At 67.8% G+C, this 16,284-nt stretch carries 12 protein-coding genes; 5 read left to right on the top strand and 7 right to left on the bottom strand.

Going from position 1 to position 16,284, the window contains the following annotated elements; translation table 11 throughout:
* Genes DK368_RS10330 through fba form a run of 3 tightly spaced genes read left to right on the top strand, consistent with a single transcriptional unit; the run spans position 1 to position 4,084 of the window.
* On the top strand, positions 1-876 hold the full coding sequence (locus DK368_RS10330) for a phosphoribulokinase (protein WP_114393868.1): 876 nt from the start codon (positions 1-3) through the stop codon (positions 874-876).
* Between the two features lie 49 nt (positions 877-925).
* Positions 926-2,959, top strand: a complete 2,034-nt coding sequence (tkt, locus tag DK368_RS10325; protein WP_205028137.1) for a transketolase — start codon at positions 926-928, stop codon at positions 2,957-2,959.
* A gap of 51 nt (positions 2,960-3,010) precedes the next feature.
* A complete protein-coding gene (gene fba / locus DK368_RS10320; protein ID WP_114393867.1) occupies positions 3,011-4,084 on the top strand; it encodes a class II fructose-bisphosphate aldolase in 1,074 nt (357 codons plus the stop codon).
* Between the two features lie 9 nt (positions 4,085-4,093).
* Here the strand turns inward: fba and DK368_RS10315 are convergent, their stop codons facing one another.
* From DK368_RS10315 to DK368_RS10305, 3 genes are read right to left on the bottom strand one after another with little or no spacing between them, the layout of a single operon-like run.
* Positions 4,094-5,617, bottom strand: coding sequence for a DHA2 family efflux MFS transporter permease subunit (locus tag DK368_RS10315; protein WP_114393866.1), 1,524 nt, complete (start codon positions 5,615-5,617; stop codon positions 4,094-4,096).
* Between the two features lie 8 nt (positions 5,618-5,625).
* Positions 5,626-6,783 (bottom strand): HlyD family secretion protein, encoded by a 1,158-nt coding sequence (locus DK368_RS10310; RefSeq protein ID WP_114393865.1) that lies wholly within the window; start codon positions 6,781-6,783, stop codon positions 5,626-5,628.
* Positions 6,784-6,809: 26 nt separating this feature from the next.
* Positions 6,810-8,243 (bottom strand): efflux transporter outer membrane subunit, encoded by a 1,434-nt coding sequence (locus DK368_RS10305; RefSeq protein WP_114393864.1) that lies wholly within the window; start codon positions 8,241-8,243, stop codon positions 6,810-6,812.
* An 85-nt stretch (positions 8,244-8,328) separates the two neighbouring features.
* Here DK368_RS10305 and DK368_RS10300 point away from each other — a divergent pair, with 85 nt between their 5' ends.
* The gene (locus DK368_RS10300) at positions 8,329-8,988 is read left to right on the top strand and encodes a TetR/AcrR family transcriptional regulator (protein ID WP_193552279.1); all 660 of its coding nucleotides are present in this window, start codon (positions 8,329-8,331) and stop codon (positions 8,986-8,988) included.
* Positions 8,989-9,209: 221 nt separating this feature from the next.
* On the opposite strand, the gene DK368_RS10295 is transcribed toward DK368_RS10300, so the two are convergent.
* From DK368_RS10295 to DK368_RS10280, 4 genes are read right to left on the bottom strand one after another with little or no spacing between them, the layout of a single operon-like run.
* The gene (locus DK368_RS10295; protein WP_114393863.1) at positions 9,210-10,181 is read right to left on the bottom strand and encodes an ABC transporter permease; all 972 of its coding nucleotides are present in this window, start codon (positions 10,179-10,181) and stop codon (positions 9,210-9,212) included.
* Positions 10,182-10,183: 2 nt separating this feature from the next.
* Positions 10,184-11,299: an ABC transporter permease gene (locus DK368_RS10290; RefSeq protein WP_114393862.1), complete on the bottom strand. Its 1,116-nt coding sequence runs from the start codon at positions 11,297-11,299 to the stop codon at positions 10,184-10,186.
* Positions 11,296-12,882 carry an ABC transporter ATP-binding protein gene (locus DK368_RS10285; RefSeq protein WP_114393861.1) on the bottom strand — a complete coding sequence of 529 codons (1,587 nt, stop codon included), beginning with the start codon at positions 12,880-12,882 and terminating at the stop codon, positions 11,296-11,298. Before DK368_RS10285 ends, DK368_RS10290 begins: the two co-directional genes overlap by 4 nt.
* Before the next feature lie 19 nt (positions 12,883-12,901).
* Positions 12,902-13,900, bottom strand: coding sequence for a BMP family lipoprotein (locus tag DK368_RS10280; protein ID WP_114393860.1), 999 nt, complete (start codon positions 13,898-13,900; stop codon positions 12,902-12,904).
* Positions 13,901-14,226: 326 nt separating this feature from the next.
* Here DK368_RS10280 and DK368_RS10275 point away from each other — a divergent pair, with 326 nt between their 5' ends.
* Positions 14,227-16,278, top strand: coding sequence for a PhoX family protein (locus DK368_RS10275; protein ID WP_114393859.1), 2,052 nt, complete (start codon positions 14,227-14,229; stop codon positions 16,276-16,278).
* Positions 16,279-16,284: the final 6 nt, after the last annotated feature.

Genomic DNA, 16,284 nt, shown 5'->3' with positions numbered 1-16,284 from the left:
ATGTCGAGCAAGCAGCCGATCATCGTCGTCACCGGCTCGTCCGGTGCCGGTACCACCACCGTCACCCAGACCTTCCAGCAGATCTTCCGGCGCGAGGGGCTGACAGCCGCCCTGGTCGAGGGCGACAGCTTCCACCGCTACGACCGGCTGGAGATGCGGGCCAAGCAGCAGGAGGCGGCGGCCCGGCAGGCCACCAGCTTCAGCCATTTCGGCCCGGACGCCAATCTGTTCGAGGAGTTGGAGGAGCTGTTCCGCAGCTATGGCGAAACCGGGACGGGGCGCGTGCGCAAATATCTGCACGACGACAAGGAGGCCGCGCCCTACGGCCAGCCGCCGGGCACCTTCACGCCCTGGGAGGATGTGCCGGCAGGCACCGACCTGTTGTTCTATGAAGGGCTGCACGGCTGCGTGCGCACCGAGACGGTGGATGTGGCCCGCCATGCCGATCTGAAGATCGGCGTCGTTCCCATCGTCAATCTGGAGTGGATACAGAAGATCCACCGCGACAAGACCATCCGTGGCTATTCGCCAGAAGCCATCATCGACACCATCCTGCGGCGGATGCCGGACTATGTGACCTATATCTGTCCGCAATTCTCCCTGACCGATGTCAATTTCCAGCGGGTGCCCACCGTCGATACATCCAACCCCTTCATCGCCCGCGACATTCCCACGGCTGACGAGAGCATGCTGGTGATCCGCTTCGCCCGGCCGAAGGGCATCGACTTCCCCTATCTGCTGTCGATGCTGAAGGACAGCTTCATGACCCGCCCCAACACCATCGTCTGCCCGGGCGGGAAGATGGCCCTGGCCATGCAGCTGATCTTCACGCCGATGATCTGGCAGTTGATGGACCGCAAGAAGAAGGCGTTCTGAACCGGTCTATCCGACCGGTCATAGCAACGTCACTCGGAGGAACAGTCCCATGAGCATGACCCTGACGCGCCCGGTCGCCGACCGGGCTGACGCCCCCCTCTTGCCCGATCGTCGGCGCCTGGCCAATGCCCTGCGAGTTCTGGCCATCGATGCGGTGGAGCAGGCCCGCTCCGGTCATCCCGGTGCGCCGCTGGGGCTGGCCGACGTGGCCGAAGTGCTGTGGAACGACTTCCTCCGCCACAATCCCGCCGATCCCGGCTGGCCGAACCGCGACCGCTTCGTGCTGTCCAACGGCCATGCCTCCATGCTGCTGTACGGGCTGCTGCATCTCAGCGGCTACGACCTGTCCCTGACGGATCTGAAGTCCTTCCGCCAGTTGCATTCCCGCACCCCCGGCCACCCCGAGGCGGGTCTGACGCCGGGGGTGGAGACCACCACCGGGCCGCTGGGGCAGGGGCTGGCCAATGCCGTCGGCATGGCGTTGGCGGAGCGGCTTCTGGCCGCGGAGTTCAACCGGCCGGACCATGCCGTGGTCGACCATCGCACCTGGGTCGTCGCCGGTGACGGCTGCCTGATGGAGGGTGTCAGCCACGAGGCCTGTTCCCTGGCCGGGACGCTGGGGCTGTCGAAGCTCACCGTCCTTTATGACGATAACGGCATCTCCATCGACGGGAATGTGGCGGGATGGTTCGCCGACGACACGCCGGCGCGCTTCGCGGCCTATGGCTGGACGGTGATCCGGGATGTGGACGGCCATGATCCCCAGGCCGTCGGCGAGGCGATCGCGCAGGCGCTGGCGTCCAGCAAACCGACGCTGATCTGCTGCCGCACCGTCATCGGCTGGGGCGCCCTGGACAAGGCCGGCAGCCATGAGGTCCATGGTGCGCCGCTCGGCCCAGAAGCGGCCGCGGCCACCCGCGCGGCCCTGGGCTGGGACTCCCCGCCCTTCACCGTTCCCGAGGATGTGCGTACCGGCTGGGACGCCCGTACCCGCGGGGCTGCCCGTCAGCGCGACTGGCAGACCCGTTTCGACGCCTATGCCCGGGCCCATCCGGATCTGGCGGTGGAGCTGGTCCGGCGCCTTGCCGGGGAATTGCCGACGGAGTTCCCGGGCAAGGCCGATGCCTGGATCATGGCCACTGCCGCGCGTACCGATGCCGTGGCCACGCGCAAGGCCTCGCAGCAGGCCATCACGGCCCTGGCCCCGCATCTGCCCGAATTGCTGGGCGGGTCCGCCGACCTGACCGGATCGAACCTGACGGACTGGCCCGGCTGCCGCCCGGTCACGGCGAACGGGGCAGGGAACTACATCCATTACGGCGTGCGGGAATTCGGCATGGCCGCCATCATGAACGGCCTAGCGCTGCATGGCGGGTTCATCCCGTTCGGCGGCACCTTCCTGGTCTTTTCCGACTATGCCCGCAACGGGATCCGGATGGCGGCGCTGATGGGGGTGCGCAGCATCTTCGTGCTGACCCATGACAGCATCGGCCTGGGCGAGGACGGCCCCACCCACCAGCCGGTGGAGCATGCGGCGTCCCTGCGCCTGATTCCCAACCTGGATGTCTGGCGTCCCTGCGACGCGCTGGAAACCTCTGTGGCCTGGCGCGCTGCCGTGGAACGGTCGTCCGGTCCCACCTGTCTGCTGCTGTCACGCCAGGGCCTTCCAGCGCAGGCCGGTCCGGCCCGGGCCGACGGGGCGGCCCGCGGCGGTTATGTGCTGGCGGATACGGACGGGGTGCCGGACGTGGTCATCGTCGCCACCGGGTCGGAGGTGGCGCTGGCCATGGCGGCGCGGGACCTGCTGGCCCGGCAGCTGGTGGCAGCCCGCATCGTCTCCATGCCCTGCACCAGCCGCTTCGACCGCCAGTCGCAGGAGTACCGCCGGGCCGTGCTGCCCCGCGGCGTGCCCTGTCTGGCCGTGGAGGCCGGCAGCCCGGACATCTGGCGCAAATATGTGGGGCTGGACGGTGGCGTCGTCGGCATCGACCGCTTCGGTGAATCCGCGCCGGCGGCGGACCTGTTCCCGCGTTACGGCCTGACGCCGGAGCGTGTGGTCTCCGCCGCCGTGGCGCTGCTCTGACCCTGGACGCATTCGAGGGATGGCGCCGCGCGCCGTCGAAGGAGGAATCCCATGGCCCTGATTTCCCTGCGCCAGCTTCTGGACCACGCGGCCGAGCACGGCTATGCCGTGCCGGCGTTCAACATCAACAACATGGAACAGATCCTGGCCATCATGCAGGCAGCCGACGCCTGCGCCAGCCCTGTCATTCTCCAGGCGTCGGCCGGGGCGCGGAAATATGCCGGTGAAGCCTTTCTCCGCCACATGGTGGCCGCCGCAGTGGAGAGCTGGCCGCACATTCCCCTTTGCCTGCACCAGGACCATGGCGCCAGCCCCGCCGTCTGCCAGCGTTCGATCCGCTCCGGCTTTACCAGCGTCATGATGGACGGATCGCTGCTGGAGGATATGAAGACCCCGGCCAGTTACGACTACAATGTGCGGGTGACGGCCCAGGTGGTGGACATGGCCCACGCCGTGGGCGTCTCGGTCGAGGGCGAATTGGGCTGCCTGGGCTCCCTGGAAACCGGGCAGGCGGGGGAGGAGGACGGCTCCGGTGCCGAGGGGACCCTGTCCCACGCGCAACTGCTGACTGATCCGGATCAGGCCGCGGATTTCGTGGCGCGCACCGGCGTCGATGCGCTGGCCATCGCCATCGGCACCAGCCATGGCGCCTATAAGTTCACCCGGCGACCGCAGGGGGATATTCTGGCCATCGGGCGGGTGCGGGAGATCCATGCCCGCATTCCCTCCACCCATCTGGTCATGCACGGGTCGTCTTCCGTGCCCCAGGAATGGCTGGAGGTGATCCGCGCCCATGGCGGCAGCATCAAGGAAACCTATGGCGTTCCCGTGGAGGAAATCCGCGAGGGCATCCGCCACGGGGTGCGCAAGGTCAATATCGACACCGACATCCGGCTGGTGATGAGCGGCGCCGTGCGACGCCTGCTGATGCGCAAGCCGGAGGAATTCGATCCCCGCAAGTTTCTGGCCGAGGCGACAAAGGCGGCGCGCGACCTCTGCCGTGACCGTTTCGAGGCCTTCGGCTGCGCCGGCTTCGCTCCCACCATCCGGCCCCTGCCGCTGGACGACATGGCCGAGCGCTATGCCGCCCAGGTTCGCCCGCAGGATGAGGTGCGGGCGGCGTGATGGCACGGGTCAATGCGCGGCGCTGGTGTCCACCGGCCCTTTCGGCCGGGGCGCCAACCAGATCACCATGGCTGCCGCGACGAAGACGACGGCTGCCACCATGAAGATGTGGTTGGTGGAAAGCGAGATGCTCTGCAATTCCACCAGCCGCTCGATCTGGCCGCGGGCCTGCTCCGCCGTGAAGCCCTGCTGCTGCAGGGTCTGCATGACCTGGTCGGGCTGGTTCAGCAGACCCACCAGTTCGGAGCGGTCCACACGGGCATAATCATCCCAGGCCGTGGTGGCGATGGAGGTGCCGATGGCACCGGACATGGTGCGCATGAAGTTCATCAGCCCGGCGGCGGACGCCGTCTCCTCCGGGCGCACGGCGCCAAGGGCTAGGGTGGTCAACGGGACAAAGAAGAACGGCATGCCGAATCCCTGGGCCAATTGTGGCAGGGCCAGGGTCCAGAAGTCCGCACCGGTGTTCCACTGGGTGCGCAACAACGAGGTCACCCCCAGCCACAGGATGCCGAAGCACACCAGGCCGCGCGGATCGACCTTGGTCGACAGCCGCGCCACGATGGGCGACATGATGACGGCGAAGACACCGGTGAAGGCCGTCACATGACCGGCTTCCGTGGCGGTATAGCCCAGCGAGCTTTGCAGCCATTGCGGAATGATGACGACACTGGCGAAGAAGGCGGCGAAGGCGAAGGAAAGCGCACTGACCGCCACGGCGAAGCCGCGATGCCGCATGACCCGCAGATCGACCACCGGGTGGTCCTCCGTCAGCTCCCACGCCAGGAAGACGGCGAAGGAAATGGCGGCGACGATGGCCAGCCCGACCACGAGGCCGGACGAGAACCAATCGTGCTCGCGGCCGATATCGAGCATGATCTGCAGGGCGCCGACCGACAGGATCAGCAGCAGCAGACCGATGACGTCGATGCTGCGCTTCACCGTGGGTGTTTCCACCCGCGCCAGCAACCGCACGACGCCGAAGACGCAGACTGCCGCGATCGGCAGGTTGATGAAGAAGATCCAGGGCCAGGACCAGTTGTCGCTGATATAGCCGCCCAGGATGGGGCCGGCGATTGGGGCCACAACGGTGGTCATGGCCCACATACCCATGGCCGCCGCGTGCTTTTCCTTGGGGAAGATCTGCAGCAGCAGGGTCTGCGACAGCGGCATCAGCGGGCCGCCGCACAGCCCCTGGCCGATGCGGAACAACACCAGCGTGGCCAGGCTGCCGGACAGGCCGCAGAGCATGGAGAAGAGGGCAAAGCCTGCCATGGCCACGGCAAAGGTGCGCACGGTGCCGAACCGCTGGGCCAGCCAGCCGGTCAGCGGCACCGTGATCGCCTCCGCCACCGCATAGGAGGTGATGACCCAGGTGCCCTGGGTCGAGGAGATGCCCAACCCGCCGGCGATATGCGGCACCGACACGTTGGCGATGGTGGTGTCGAGCACCACCATGAAATTGCTCACGCCCAGGACCAGACCAGCCAGGAACAGCTGGAACCCGGCCAGGGTCGTGCGGTTGGCTGCCATGGTCGGCCTCACTTGCCCGCCCGGACGTCGATGTCGGCTTCCATCGACAGGCCGACGCGCAGCGGATGGGCTTTCAGCTCCTGCGGGTCGAGGGCGATGCGCACCGGCAGGCGCTGCACCACCTTGATCCAGTTGCCGGTGGCGTTCTGGGCCGGGATCAGGGCGAAGGCTGCCCCGGTGCCGCCGGCCAGCCCGACCACCTTGCCGTGGAAGACCACGTCGCCGCCATAGAGGTCGGACACCAGTTCGACCGGCTGCCCGATCTTCACCTCGGTCAGCTGGCCTTCCTTGTAGTTGGCATCCACATAGAGCTGGTCCACGGGCACCACGGTCATGACCGGTGTTCCGGCCGCCACGCGCTGGCCGACCTGGACCCGCCGGCTGGTGACGATGCCGTCGATGGGAGCACGGATGCGGGTCCGCTCCAGGTCGAGCCGGGCCTGGTCCAGACGGGCCTGGGCCGCGGCGACGGCGGGATCGGTCTCGATGGTCGAGCCGTGGATCAGCGCCGCGTTGGCGGCCAGTTCGCCCCTGGCCGCATCCAGGGCAGCGTCGGCCTGGGTGACGCCGGCGCGGGCCAGGGCCAGATTGGCCTGGGCGGCGGCGAAGGCATTGGTGGCTGTGGTCAGTTCGTCACCGGACACGGCCCCCCCCTTGGCCAGGGCCTGCCGACGTTCCAGATCGATCCGGGCCTTGTCGAAATTGGACTGGGCCACGGCAAGCTGGGCCTTGGCGCGATCCACATCGGCCGCGCGGGCAGCCATCTGACCGGACAGGGCGGTGTTGGTGGCCGTCGTCTGTTCGAAGCGGCGGCGGGCCTGATCCAGGTCGGCTTCGGCCTGGGCCAGAGTGATGCGGGCATCGGCATCATCCAGTTCGACCAGGATATCGCCCCGCGTGACCGCCTGTGTATCGGAGACGTTGACCGCCTTGACCGGGCCGCCGACCAGCGGCGTCACCTGGGCGGAGTCGGCACCGACATAGGCATTGTCAGTGGTCACATGGGCGGAACCAATCACGGCGTACCAGGCGCCGTAGCCGGCGGCGGCCAGCAGCACGGCACCGGCGATGCCGGCCATCAGGCGGGCGCGCAGGCTGCGCTTGTCGGATTCGGCGGAGCGGGTGGTCACGACGGGCGCCCCGTTGGTGTCTGCGGTGGTGGTCATGTCGGATATCCTTGCGGGGACGCGTGTCAGCTTTGGGTAAAGCCGCCGCCGAGGGCGCGGACCAGATCCACGTCCAGGATGAAGGCGCGGGCTTCCAGATCGGCGACGGTCCGCCGCTGGGCCAGCAGCCCCTCTTCGGTGGAAAGGACGGTCAGATAGGTGGACAGGCCGCCCTCGTACCGCTGCTTGGCGATGGCGTAGGCCTGTTCGGAGTCCGCCAGGGCCGTCTTGGCCTCGGTCAGCCGGGTGGAGAGCGCCCGCTGGCTGGCCACCACGTCGGCTACGTCGTGCAGGGCCTCGGTCAGGGTGCGGTCATAGCTGGCCACGGCCTCGTCATAGGTGGCCCGGGCCTGCCGGTAGCGGCCGCTGCGCTGGCCGCCATCGAAGATCGGCAGATTCACGGCTGGGGCGACCGTGCCATAGCTGGACCCGCTGTCGGTCAGCTTCGACAGGCCCAGGGACTGCAAGCCGATGACGGCGGACAGGTTGATGTTCGGATAGAAGTCGGCCCTGGCCGCCTTGATCCGATCGGCTTCCGCCTCGGCCCGCAGGCGGGCGGCGATGATGTCGGGGCGGCGACCGATGAGGTCGAGGCCGAGATTGGCCGGCACCCCCACGGCATGCAGCCGGCCCACCGCCGGGCGCTGGATGGTCAGGCCACGGTCCGGTCCCGTACCGATCAGGGCGGCGATGCGGTTGCGGGTCAGGGCGATGGATTCGTCGATGGCGGCCAGTTCGGCCCGGGCGGCAGGCACGGCGGCGGCTGCCTGCTTGGCCGAGGCCAGCGTCTCCAGCCCGTTCTTCAGCCGCCGCTCGACCAACTGCAGACTGTCGCCGCGAATGCGCACGGCCGACTCCGCCACGTCCCGGTCGGCATAGAGCTGGGCCAGGGTGGCATAGGCGGCCGCCACGTTGGTTGCGAGCGTCAGACGCGCGGCTTCCGCCTCAACCCGCGCCGCCTCGGCTTCCGAGGTGGCGGCTGCCAGAGTGGCGCGATTGCGGCCCCAGAGGTCGAGATCGAACCCGACCGTCAGCGCTGTCCGCCCCGTATCGTTCCAGCCATGGGGCACGAAGGCCGGCGGCACGCCGTTGTTGTAGCTCTGCTTGGCATAGCCGGCGGTGCCGTCCACCGCGGCCGAGGGCAGGCGGCTGGCGCCGGCCTGCTCCGCCAGCGCTTCGGCCATGCGCAGGCGCGCCGTTGCTGCTGCCAGATCGGGGGAGCCGGCCACGGCTTCGTCGATCAGCGTGACCAACTGCGGGTCGCCATAGTGCGACCACCAGGCCTTGTCCGGCCAGTCGGTCGGGGGGGCGGTCAGGCTGCGGGCGCTGTCCAGACTGCTGGCCGTGCGGGGGGCTGGGGCTTCCCCCAGGTCCGGTGGAATCACCGCACAGCCGCTGAGGAGAACGGACGTGAGGGCCAGGACCCGCAGGGACCCGGCAATCGATACATTGTGTTGCATGGGGAACCGTACCGTGTAGTACGGTGTGACATCTGCGCTTCCGTCTCCCTCTTGTCAATCGAAAAATGTACTGTATAGTACGGTTATGTCAGTCAGCCGTCGCGAAACCCGCCGTCAGATTCGCCGAGAGGCGATCATCAATGTCGCCCGCATATCGTTCTTTGAGAATGGCTATGCTGGCACCAGCATGTCCTCCATCGCCGCCAGTGTCGGTGGATCGAAAACCACGCTGTGGAGCTACTTTCCGTCGAAGGAAGAGCTGTTCGCTGCCGTGCTGGAGGAGGAAACCCGGCTGTTCCGGGAAGAAATGCTGTCGCTGCTGACTCCGGATGGCCGGCTTGAGGACACGTTGCGCAGCTTCTGCCGCGCCTTCCTGCGCAAGGTGTTGTCAGACAAGGCCATGAACCTGAATCATCTGGTCATTGCCGAGGCCCGCCGTTTCCCTGAACTGGGGGCCATCTTTTATGAACGGGCTCCGAAACAGTCCTGGCTGAAAATTGCGGAATACATGGCCCAGGCCATGGACCGCGGCCAATTGCGCCGGGCGGACCCGATGGTGGTCGCCCGCCATCTCCTGGCATTGTGCCAGTCTCAGACGCAGCTGCTGCGGCTGTGGAACGTCCTGCCGTTACCAACTCCGGAACAGATGGACGCCGACGTGGAACTGGCACTCGATGCCTTCTTCCGCGCCTACGGTATGCCGGCGAAGCAGGACAGGCCCGAGCTTTGCGTCGGGGCGGAGTGACGCCAGCCTGCCCTGTTCGACATGAGCCCGCCAAATTCCTTCAGGAATCGGTCGGGTCTGCCATCACGGGGAGGCCGACCGATTGGACCCGGCTGGGTGGCCGAGAAGATCCCCATCACCTCGCCCCGGTGTTGCTGTCGACAGCCCAGAACCTTGCGCGACCGTCAACGATGGCGGCGGTTGGACCTGGTCCAGCCGTTCCGCTCCTCAGACGGCGGCTGTCAGCGGTCCTTGACGTAGGGCGTGCCGACGGCCTTGGGCGGGACGGCGCGACCGACGAAGCCGGCCAGCAGCAGCACCGTCAGCACATAGGGCAGGGCCTCGATCAGTTGCACCGGCACTTCGCCGATGCCGGGCACGGCCACACCCTGCAGCCGCGTCTGCAAGGCGTCGGCAAAGGCGAACAGCAGGCAGGCCGCCAGGGTCGGCAACGGCCGCCACTTGCCCAGGATCAGGGCGGCCAGGGCCAGATAGCCCTTGCCGGCGGTCATGTTCTGCTGGAAGCCGGCGCCCTGCGCCGTCGACAGATAGGCACCGGCGATGCCGCAGAGAAAGCCGCTGATCAGCACAGCCTGATAGCGCAGGGCCGGCACGGAAATGCCGGCCGTGTCCACCGCCGCCGGATTCTCGCCCACGGCCCGCAGGCGCAGGCCGAAGCGGCTGCGATAGGCGATCCAGGCGCTCAGCGGCGCCAGAACGGCGGCGATATAGACCAGGATGTTGTGGCCGCTGATGACTTCGGCATAGAGCGGCCCCAGCAGCGGCAGCGGCCGCAGTGTCTCGGCCAGGGGCAGGGTGATCTCGCCGAAGCGGGCGCCGGCCTCCAGATTGGGTGTGCGCCCGCCCAGCCCGAACCAGGCATTGGCCAGCACGGCCGTCAGCCCCAGGGCGATGGTGTTGATGGCCACGGCCGACACCACCTGGTCGCCGCGGTGGGTGATACTGGCGAAACCGTGCAGCAGCGACATGGCCATGGCGGCGATGACGGCAGCCCCCAGGCCTAGCCAGGCCGACCCGGTGACGGCGGCCGTGGCCGCCGCGGCGAAGGCGCCAGCCAGCATCTTGCCTTCCAGGTCCAGGGCGATGACACCGGCCCGCTCCGAATAAAAGCCGGCCAGGGCGGCCAGGAACAGCGGCGCCGCCAGACGCACCATGCTGTCCAGCAGGGACAGGATCCAGATCAGGCCATCCATGGTCAGGCTCCCACCGGCTTGGCGCTGCGGGTGAACAGGCGGGCCAGCGCCGGGCGGAACATATGCTCCAGCGCGCCGGCGAACAGGATGACCACACCCTGGATTACCACCACCAGCTCCGGGCTGATGCTCTGATAGTCGAAAGCCAGTTCGGCCCCGCCTTGCAGCAGCCCGCCGAACAGGATGGCGGCGGGGATGATGCCGGCCGGATGCGCCCGGCCCATCAGCGCCACGGCGATGCCGGTGAAGCCCAGTCCGGCCGGGAAGTTCAGCAGCAGCCGGTGCTGCACGCCCTGCAACTCGTTGATGGCCATCAACCCCGCCAGGGCGCCGGACAGGGCCATGGCCACCACGGTGATGCGGCGGGCATTCATGCCGGCATAGCGGGCGGCGTGCTCGTTGGCGCCCACGGTGCGCAGGGCGAAGCCCCAGCGCGTGTGCCAGATGAACAGCCAGACCAGGGCACAGGCGGCCAGCGCCAGCGGCAGCGACAGGTTCAGCGGCGCATTGGCCGTCTCGATGCCGATGGCTCCCAGCATGTCGTGGATCATCGGCAGGGTGACACTGTCGTCGAAGCCGCGGCTTTCCGGCGACATCTGCCCCGGCGCCTTCAGGACATTGACCATGAGATAGGCCATCAGCGCCGCGGCGATGAAATTGAACATGATGGTGGTGATGACGATGTGGCTGCCGCGATAGGCCTGGAGATAGCCGGGGACGGCGGCCCAGGCGGCGCCGAAGGCACCACCGGCCAGAATGGTCAGCGGCAGGACCAGCCACCAGGGCCAGCCGCCCAGCGCCAGACAGACCAGACCGACACCCAGGCCACCCACATAGGCCTGTCCCTCGCTGCCGATGTTGAACAGGCCGGCATGATAGGCCACGGCCACCGACAGGCCGGTGAAGATCAGGCTGGTGGCGTAATAGAGTGTGTAGCCCAGCCCGGTGCCGCTACCGAAGGCGCCGGCCAGCATGCTGGTCAGGGCGCCCACCGGATCCTCGCCGATGGCCAGGATCACCAGGGCTGAAATCAGCAGCGCCAGCGCGATGTTGAACACCGGCAGCACCAGGGCCGTCGCCCACCAGGGCAGGCCGTCCGTCCGTGTCGCCGTGCTCATGCGTCCGCTCCCGCCGGGGCCTGGGCTGCGCCGTCGCCGCTGATGCCGGCCATCATGCGACCGATGCGGCCTTCCGTGGCCTCTGCGGCCAACAACTCGCCGACGATGCGGCCGCCGCACATGACCAGGATGCGATCGCTCAAGGCCAGGATCTCTTCCAGTTCGGCGCTGACCAGCAGGATGGCCTTGCCGCGGTCGCGCAGGGCGACCAGTTCACGATGGATGAAGGCGATGGCACCGATGTCCACGCCGCGGGTCGGCTGGCCCACCAGCAGCAGGTCGGGCTCGCGCTCGATCTCACGCGCCATCACCAGCTTCTGCTGGTTGCCGCCGGAGAACAGTGAGGATTTCAGCAGCGGGTTGCGCGGGCGCACATCGAAGCGCTCCATCAGCGCCGCCGTCCGCGCCACCACCCGTTTCCAGTCCAGCCGCCAGCCCGGGGAAAAGGCGCGGTCGTCCTGATAGCCCAGAATGGCGCTCTGATAGGCCGGGAAGGCCTTGACCACGGCCAGCTTCAGCCGGTCTTCCGGCACATGGGCCACGCCGCGGCGGCGGGCCCCGGCGGCGTCATAGCCATCGCCGGGGCCGATGGGCTGGTCCTTCAGCGTCAGGGTGCCGTGGCTGAAGGGTAGCATACCGGCCAGCACCTCCAGCAATTCCGACTGGCCGTTGCCGGCCACGCCGGCGATGCCGACGATCTCGCCCGCCCGCACCTGGAACCGCGCGTCCTGCAGCCGGTCGATCCCCTGGGCGTCGGTGACGGTGACGCCGTCCACGGTCAGTACTGCAGCACCCGGACGGGCCGGGGCCTTGTCCAGGGTCAGTACGGCCTTGCGCCCGACCATGGCGTCGGCCAGTTCCTGCTCGTTGGTGTCGGCCGTGGCGAATCCGGCCACCACCTGACCCTGGCGCAGCACCGACACATGGTCGGTGATGGCCATGATCTCCTTCAGCTTGTGCGTGATCAGCAGCACGGTCCGGCCCTGGCTCCGCAGGCGGTCCAGGATTCGGAACAGCTGCTGTGCCTCCGGTGGCGACAGCACGGCCGTCGGCTCGTCCAGGATCAGCACCTCGGCGCCGCGATAGAGGGCCTTCAGGATCTCGACCCGCTGCTGCACACCCACCGGCAGGTCGGCGACCACGGCATCCAGTGGCACTTCCAGGCCGAAGTCGCGCTCCAGCTCCTCCACATTGCGGCGGGCGCGGGCCCGGGCCGGTCCCAGGACAGCCCCCCCCTCATGCCCCAGCAGCAGGTTTTCCAGAACGGTGAAGGTCTCCACCAGCATGAAATGCTGGTGGACCATACCGATGCCCAGCGCGATGGCGTCCTGCGGTCCCTTGATGCGCACCGGCTCCCCCCGCACGCGGATCTCGCCCGCGTCGGCCTGATAAAAGCCGTAGAGGATGCTCATCAGCGTGGACTTGCCGGCCCCGTTCTCCCCCACCAGCCCGTGGATGGAGCCGGCGGCGATCTGAAGATGCACATCCCTGTTGGCGTGCACGGGGCCGAAACGCTTGTCGATGCCGACCAGTTCCACCGCCCAGGGCTGGGCGGTGGCTGCGGCAGGAGGAACCGGTGTCACGGGGCGGACGTCCTCGGGATCAGTATTTGCAGGCGCCGGAATCGTCGAGGTTGGCCACCTTGCGGGTGCCGGCCTTGATCTCTGCTGCGGCAGCCTCGACCTTGGCGCGCATCTCCGGCGTGATCAGGCTCTTGTTGTACGAGTCATCGGCCCAGGCGACGCCGTCGTCCTTCAGGCCCAGGCGCTGCACGCCGCCCTTCCATGTCCCGTCCTTGGCAGTGCGGAAGGCCTCGTAGGCGGCCACGTCCACGCGCTTGACCATGCTGGTCAGCATGGTCCCGGGGAACAGATGGTTCTGGTTGCTGTCCACGCCGATGGCCAGCTTCTTGGCGTCGGCGGCGGCCTGCAGGGCGCCCATGCCGGTCTGGCCGGCGGCGGCGAAGATGACGTCGGCCCCGCGGTCGAACTGGCTCTTGGCCAGCTCGCTGCCGCGGGTCGGGTCGGCCCAGGCGGTGGGGGTGTTGCCGGCCATGTTGACCAGGATCTGGGCATCGGCCTTGATGGCCTTGATGCCCTGCTCATAGCCGCACTCGAAACGGCGGATCAGCGGGATGTCCATGCCGCCGATGAATCCGACAGTGCCCGACTTGCTGGCCATGGCCGCCAGCATGCCGACGAGATAGCTGCCCTCCTGCTCGGAGAACACCACCGACTGCACGTTGGGCAGGTCGACGACATTGTCGATCAGAGTGAAGCGGACCTTGGGGAATTCTTTGGCCACCTTCTCCACCGACGGGGCCATGGAGAAGCCGACGGCGACGATGACATCGGTGCCGCGCTGGGCCAGACGGCGCAGGAACTGCTCGCGCTGGGCCTCGTTGGTCACCTCGAACCATTTGAAGTCGGTGCCCGTGTCCTTCTTGAATTTCTCGGCGCCCATGTTGGCGCCCTCGTTGAAGGACTTGTCAAAGCGTCCGCCCATATCGAAGACGATGGCGGGTTCGAAGGCGGCGGCGGGACCGGCAGCGGCGGCGAACAAAGCAAAAGCGGCGGCGGCCGTGCGCAGGAACGATTTCATTGTCGTCGGGTCCAGAAGGCTCGGGTCCAAGGCATAACATCGGGTTCATGGGACCGGACGAGCACGGACCCGGAGCCTGAACCTAATCAGTTCGGACTATCCCGGCAAGCGCGGGAATGCAGTGATCTCGTGGTGGTGGTGTCCGCGTCACAGGGGCGGCAGCAGGGCAGGCCGGCCTCGCCCGGCCTGATTGATCCGGCGAACTGTAACGAAACTGTCGTTTTCCCGCGCTATAACCAGGCGAAACCTGCTGCGAAGGCTGTGGCGGGATCAACATTGTTCGGCCGCGGCCCAGTGCCGCGGTCTCTGCTGGCGGAGTCCTGTCGATGACCAAGTCCCTGTCCTATGATGAATTCCACGATCTCCAGGACCAGGCGGTCAGCCCGGACGCGGCTCCCACCTTCGGCGAGGTGCTGCAGCGCCGCCACGGCCGCCGCGACATCCTGCGGGGGGTGCTGACCGGCACCGCCCTGGCGGCGCTGATGCCGGCCCTGCCGGAGCTGCTGCCGGCGGAAGCCCAGGCCGCATCCGCTGGCGCCGCCGGGGCCGGCAAGGACGGCTTCAGCTTCGCCTTCCCGGAGCTGGAGCGTGGCGTGGACGCCACGCACCATGTGGCCAAGGGTTATGACGCCAAGGTCCTGATCCGCTGGGGCGACCCGCTGTTCAAGGACAGCCCGGCCTTCGACCCCTACAAGCAGACGGCCGAGTCGCAGAAGGCGCAGTTCGGCTACAACAACGATTTCCTGGGTTTCCTGCCCCTGCCGCAGGGCGCCACCACGGCCGACCATGGCCTGCTCTGGGCCAACCACGAATACACCAACACCGAGGTGATGTTTCCCGGTCTGGTCGATCCGGCCAGCGACCGCATCGACCCCGCCCGCATCACCAAGGAGATCGTGGCGGTGGAGATGGCCGCCCATGGCGGCAGCGTGGTGGAGATCCGCCGCGGCAAGGACGGCGCCTGGACCTATGTCAAGGACAGCCCCTACAACCGCCGCATCACGGCGCTGGAGACGGCCTTCACCATCGCCGGCCCGGCTGCCGGCCATCGCCGCATGAAGACCAAGGCCGATCCCGACGGCCGCACCGTCATCGGCATGATCAATAATTGCGCCGGCGGCGTGACGCCCTGGGGCACCATCCTCACCTGTGAGGAGAATATCGACGGCTATTTCATGGGGGCCGTCGACCAGTCCCACCCGGAGCAGCGCAATTACGACCGCATGACCGTGCCCAGCAACAGCTACCAGTGGGGCCGGTTCGACGAGCGCTTCAATGTCAACAAGGAGCCGTTCGAGGCCAACCGCTTCGGCTGGCTGATCGAGATCGACCCCTATGATCCCAAGTCCACGCCGCGCAAGCATACGGCCCTGGGCCGCTTCAAGCATGAGGGCGCCGGAGTCGGCATCGGCAAGGATGGCCGCGTCGCCGTCTATATGGGTGACGATCAGCGCTTCGAGCACATCTACCGCTTCGTCTCCAAGGGCAAGTTCAACCCCAAGGACCGCGCCGCCAATATGAAGCTGCTGGAAGAGGGCACGCTGTCCGTGGCGCGCTTCGACGCCGATGGCGGCCTGACCTGGCTGCCGCTGGTGCATGGGCAGGGGCCGCTGACCAAGGAGAACGGCTTCAATGACCAGGGTGACGTGGTCATCATGGCCCGCATCGCCGCCACGCTGGTGGGCGCCACCCGCATGGACCGGCCGGAGGATATCGAGGTCAACCAGAAGACCAACGCCGTCTATGCCATGCTGACCAACAACGAGGACCGCAAGGCCGCGGACTATCCCTCGCCGGTCAACCATGCCAAGGCCGATGCCGCCAATCCGCGCGGCGCCAACATCTGGGGTCACATCGTCGAGATGATGCCGCCCGATGGCGACCATACCGCCGACCGCTTCACCTGGAACATCCTGGTCAAGGCCGGCAACCCGGCCGATCCCAAGACCGGCGCCAGCTTCAACGAGGCCACCACGGCCAATGGCTGGTTCAGCTGCCCGGACAACTGCGCCGTCGATCACCAGGGCCGTCTGTGGATCGCCACCGACCAGGGCAATGACTGGAAGCGCGCCAGCGGGTCCGCCGATGGCATCTGGGCGCTGGAGACGCAGGGACCGATGCGTGGCACCGGCCGCCTGTTCTTCCGCGTGCCGGTGGGCGCGGAGATGTGCGGGCCGATCTTCACGCCCGACGATGGCACCCTGTTCGTGGCGGTGCAGCACCCCGGCGTGGACGGCGTGCAGGACTTCACCAAGTCCGGCGGGCGCGCCAAGTTCGAGGATCCGGGCACCCGCTGGCCCGACTTCGACGAGCGCATCCCGCCGCGCCCCTCGGTGGTGGCCATCACCAAGCAGGGCGGCGGCGCCGTGGGCGTCTGACCGCAG

The sequence above is a fragment of the Oleisolibacter albus genome, assembly GCF_003336875.1.
GTDB lineage: Bacteria > Pseudomonadota > Alphaproteobacteria > Azospirillales > Azospirillaceae > Niveispirillum > Niveispirillum album.
Note: the sequence above shows the minus strand (reverse complement) of the source record. Positions and strands in the feature narration are given on the sequence as shown.

What these genes read in the sequence shown, in the direction of transcription:
- DK368_RS10330 (WP_114393868.1), top strand. Translation starts at nt 1, where the DNA reads ATGTCGAGCAAGCAGCCGATCATCGTCGTCACCGGCTCGTCCGGTGCC.
- tkt (WP_205028137.1), top strand. Translation starts at nt 926, where the DNA reads ATGAGCATGACCCTGACGCGCCCGGTCGCCGACCGGGCTGACGCCCCC.
- fba (WP_114393867.1), top strand. Translation starts at nt 3,011, where the DNA reads ATGGCCCTGATTTCCCTGCGCCAGCTTCTGGACCACGCGGCCGAGCAC.
- DK368_RS10315 (WP_114393866.1), bottom strand. Translation starts at nt 5,617, where the DNA reads ATGGCAGCCAACCGCACGACCCTGGCCGGGTTCCAGCTGTTCCTGGCT.
- DK368_RS10310 (WP_114393865.1), bottom strand. Translation starts at nt 6,783, where the DNA reads ATGACCACCACCGCAGACACCAACGGGGCGCCCGTCGTGACCACCCGC.
- DK368_RS10305 (WP_114393864.1), bottom strand. Translation starts at nt 8,243, where the DNA reads ATGCAACACAATGTATCGATTGCCGGGTCCCTGCGGGTCCTGGCCCTC.
- DK368_RS10300 (WP_193552279.1), top strand. Translation starts at nt 8,329, where the DNA reads ATGTCAGTCAGCCGTCGCGAAACCCGCCGTCAGATTCGCCGAGAGGCG.
- DK368_RS10295 (WP_114393863.1), bottom strand. Translation starts at nt 10,181, where the DNA reads ATGGATGGCCTGATCTGGATCCTGTCCCTGCTGGACAGCATGGTGCGT.
- DK368_RS10290 (WP_114393862.1), bottom strand. Translation starts at nt 11,299, where the DNA reads ATGAGCACGGCGACACGGACGGACGGCCTGCCCTGGTGGGCGACGGCC.
- DK368_RS10280 (WP_114393860.1), bottom strand. Translation starts at nt 13,900, where the DNA reads ATGAAATCGTTCCTGCGCACGGCCGCCGCCGCTTTTGCTTTGTTCGCC.
- DK368_RS10275 (WP_114393859.1), top strand. Translation starts at nt 14,227, where the DNA reads ATGACCAAGTCCCTGTCCTATGATGAATTCCACGATCTCCAGGACCAG.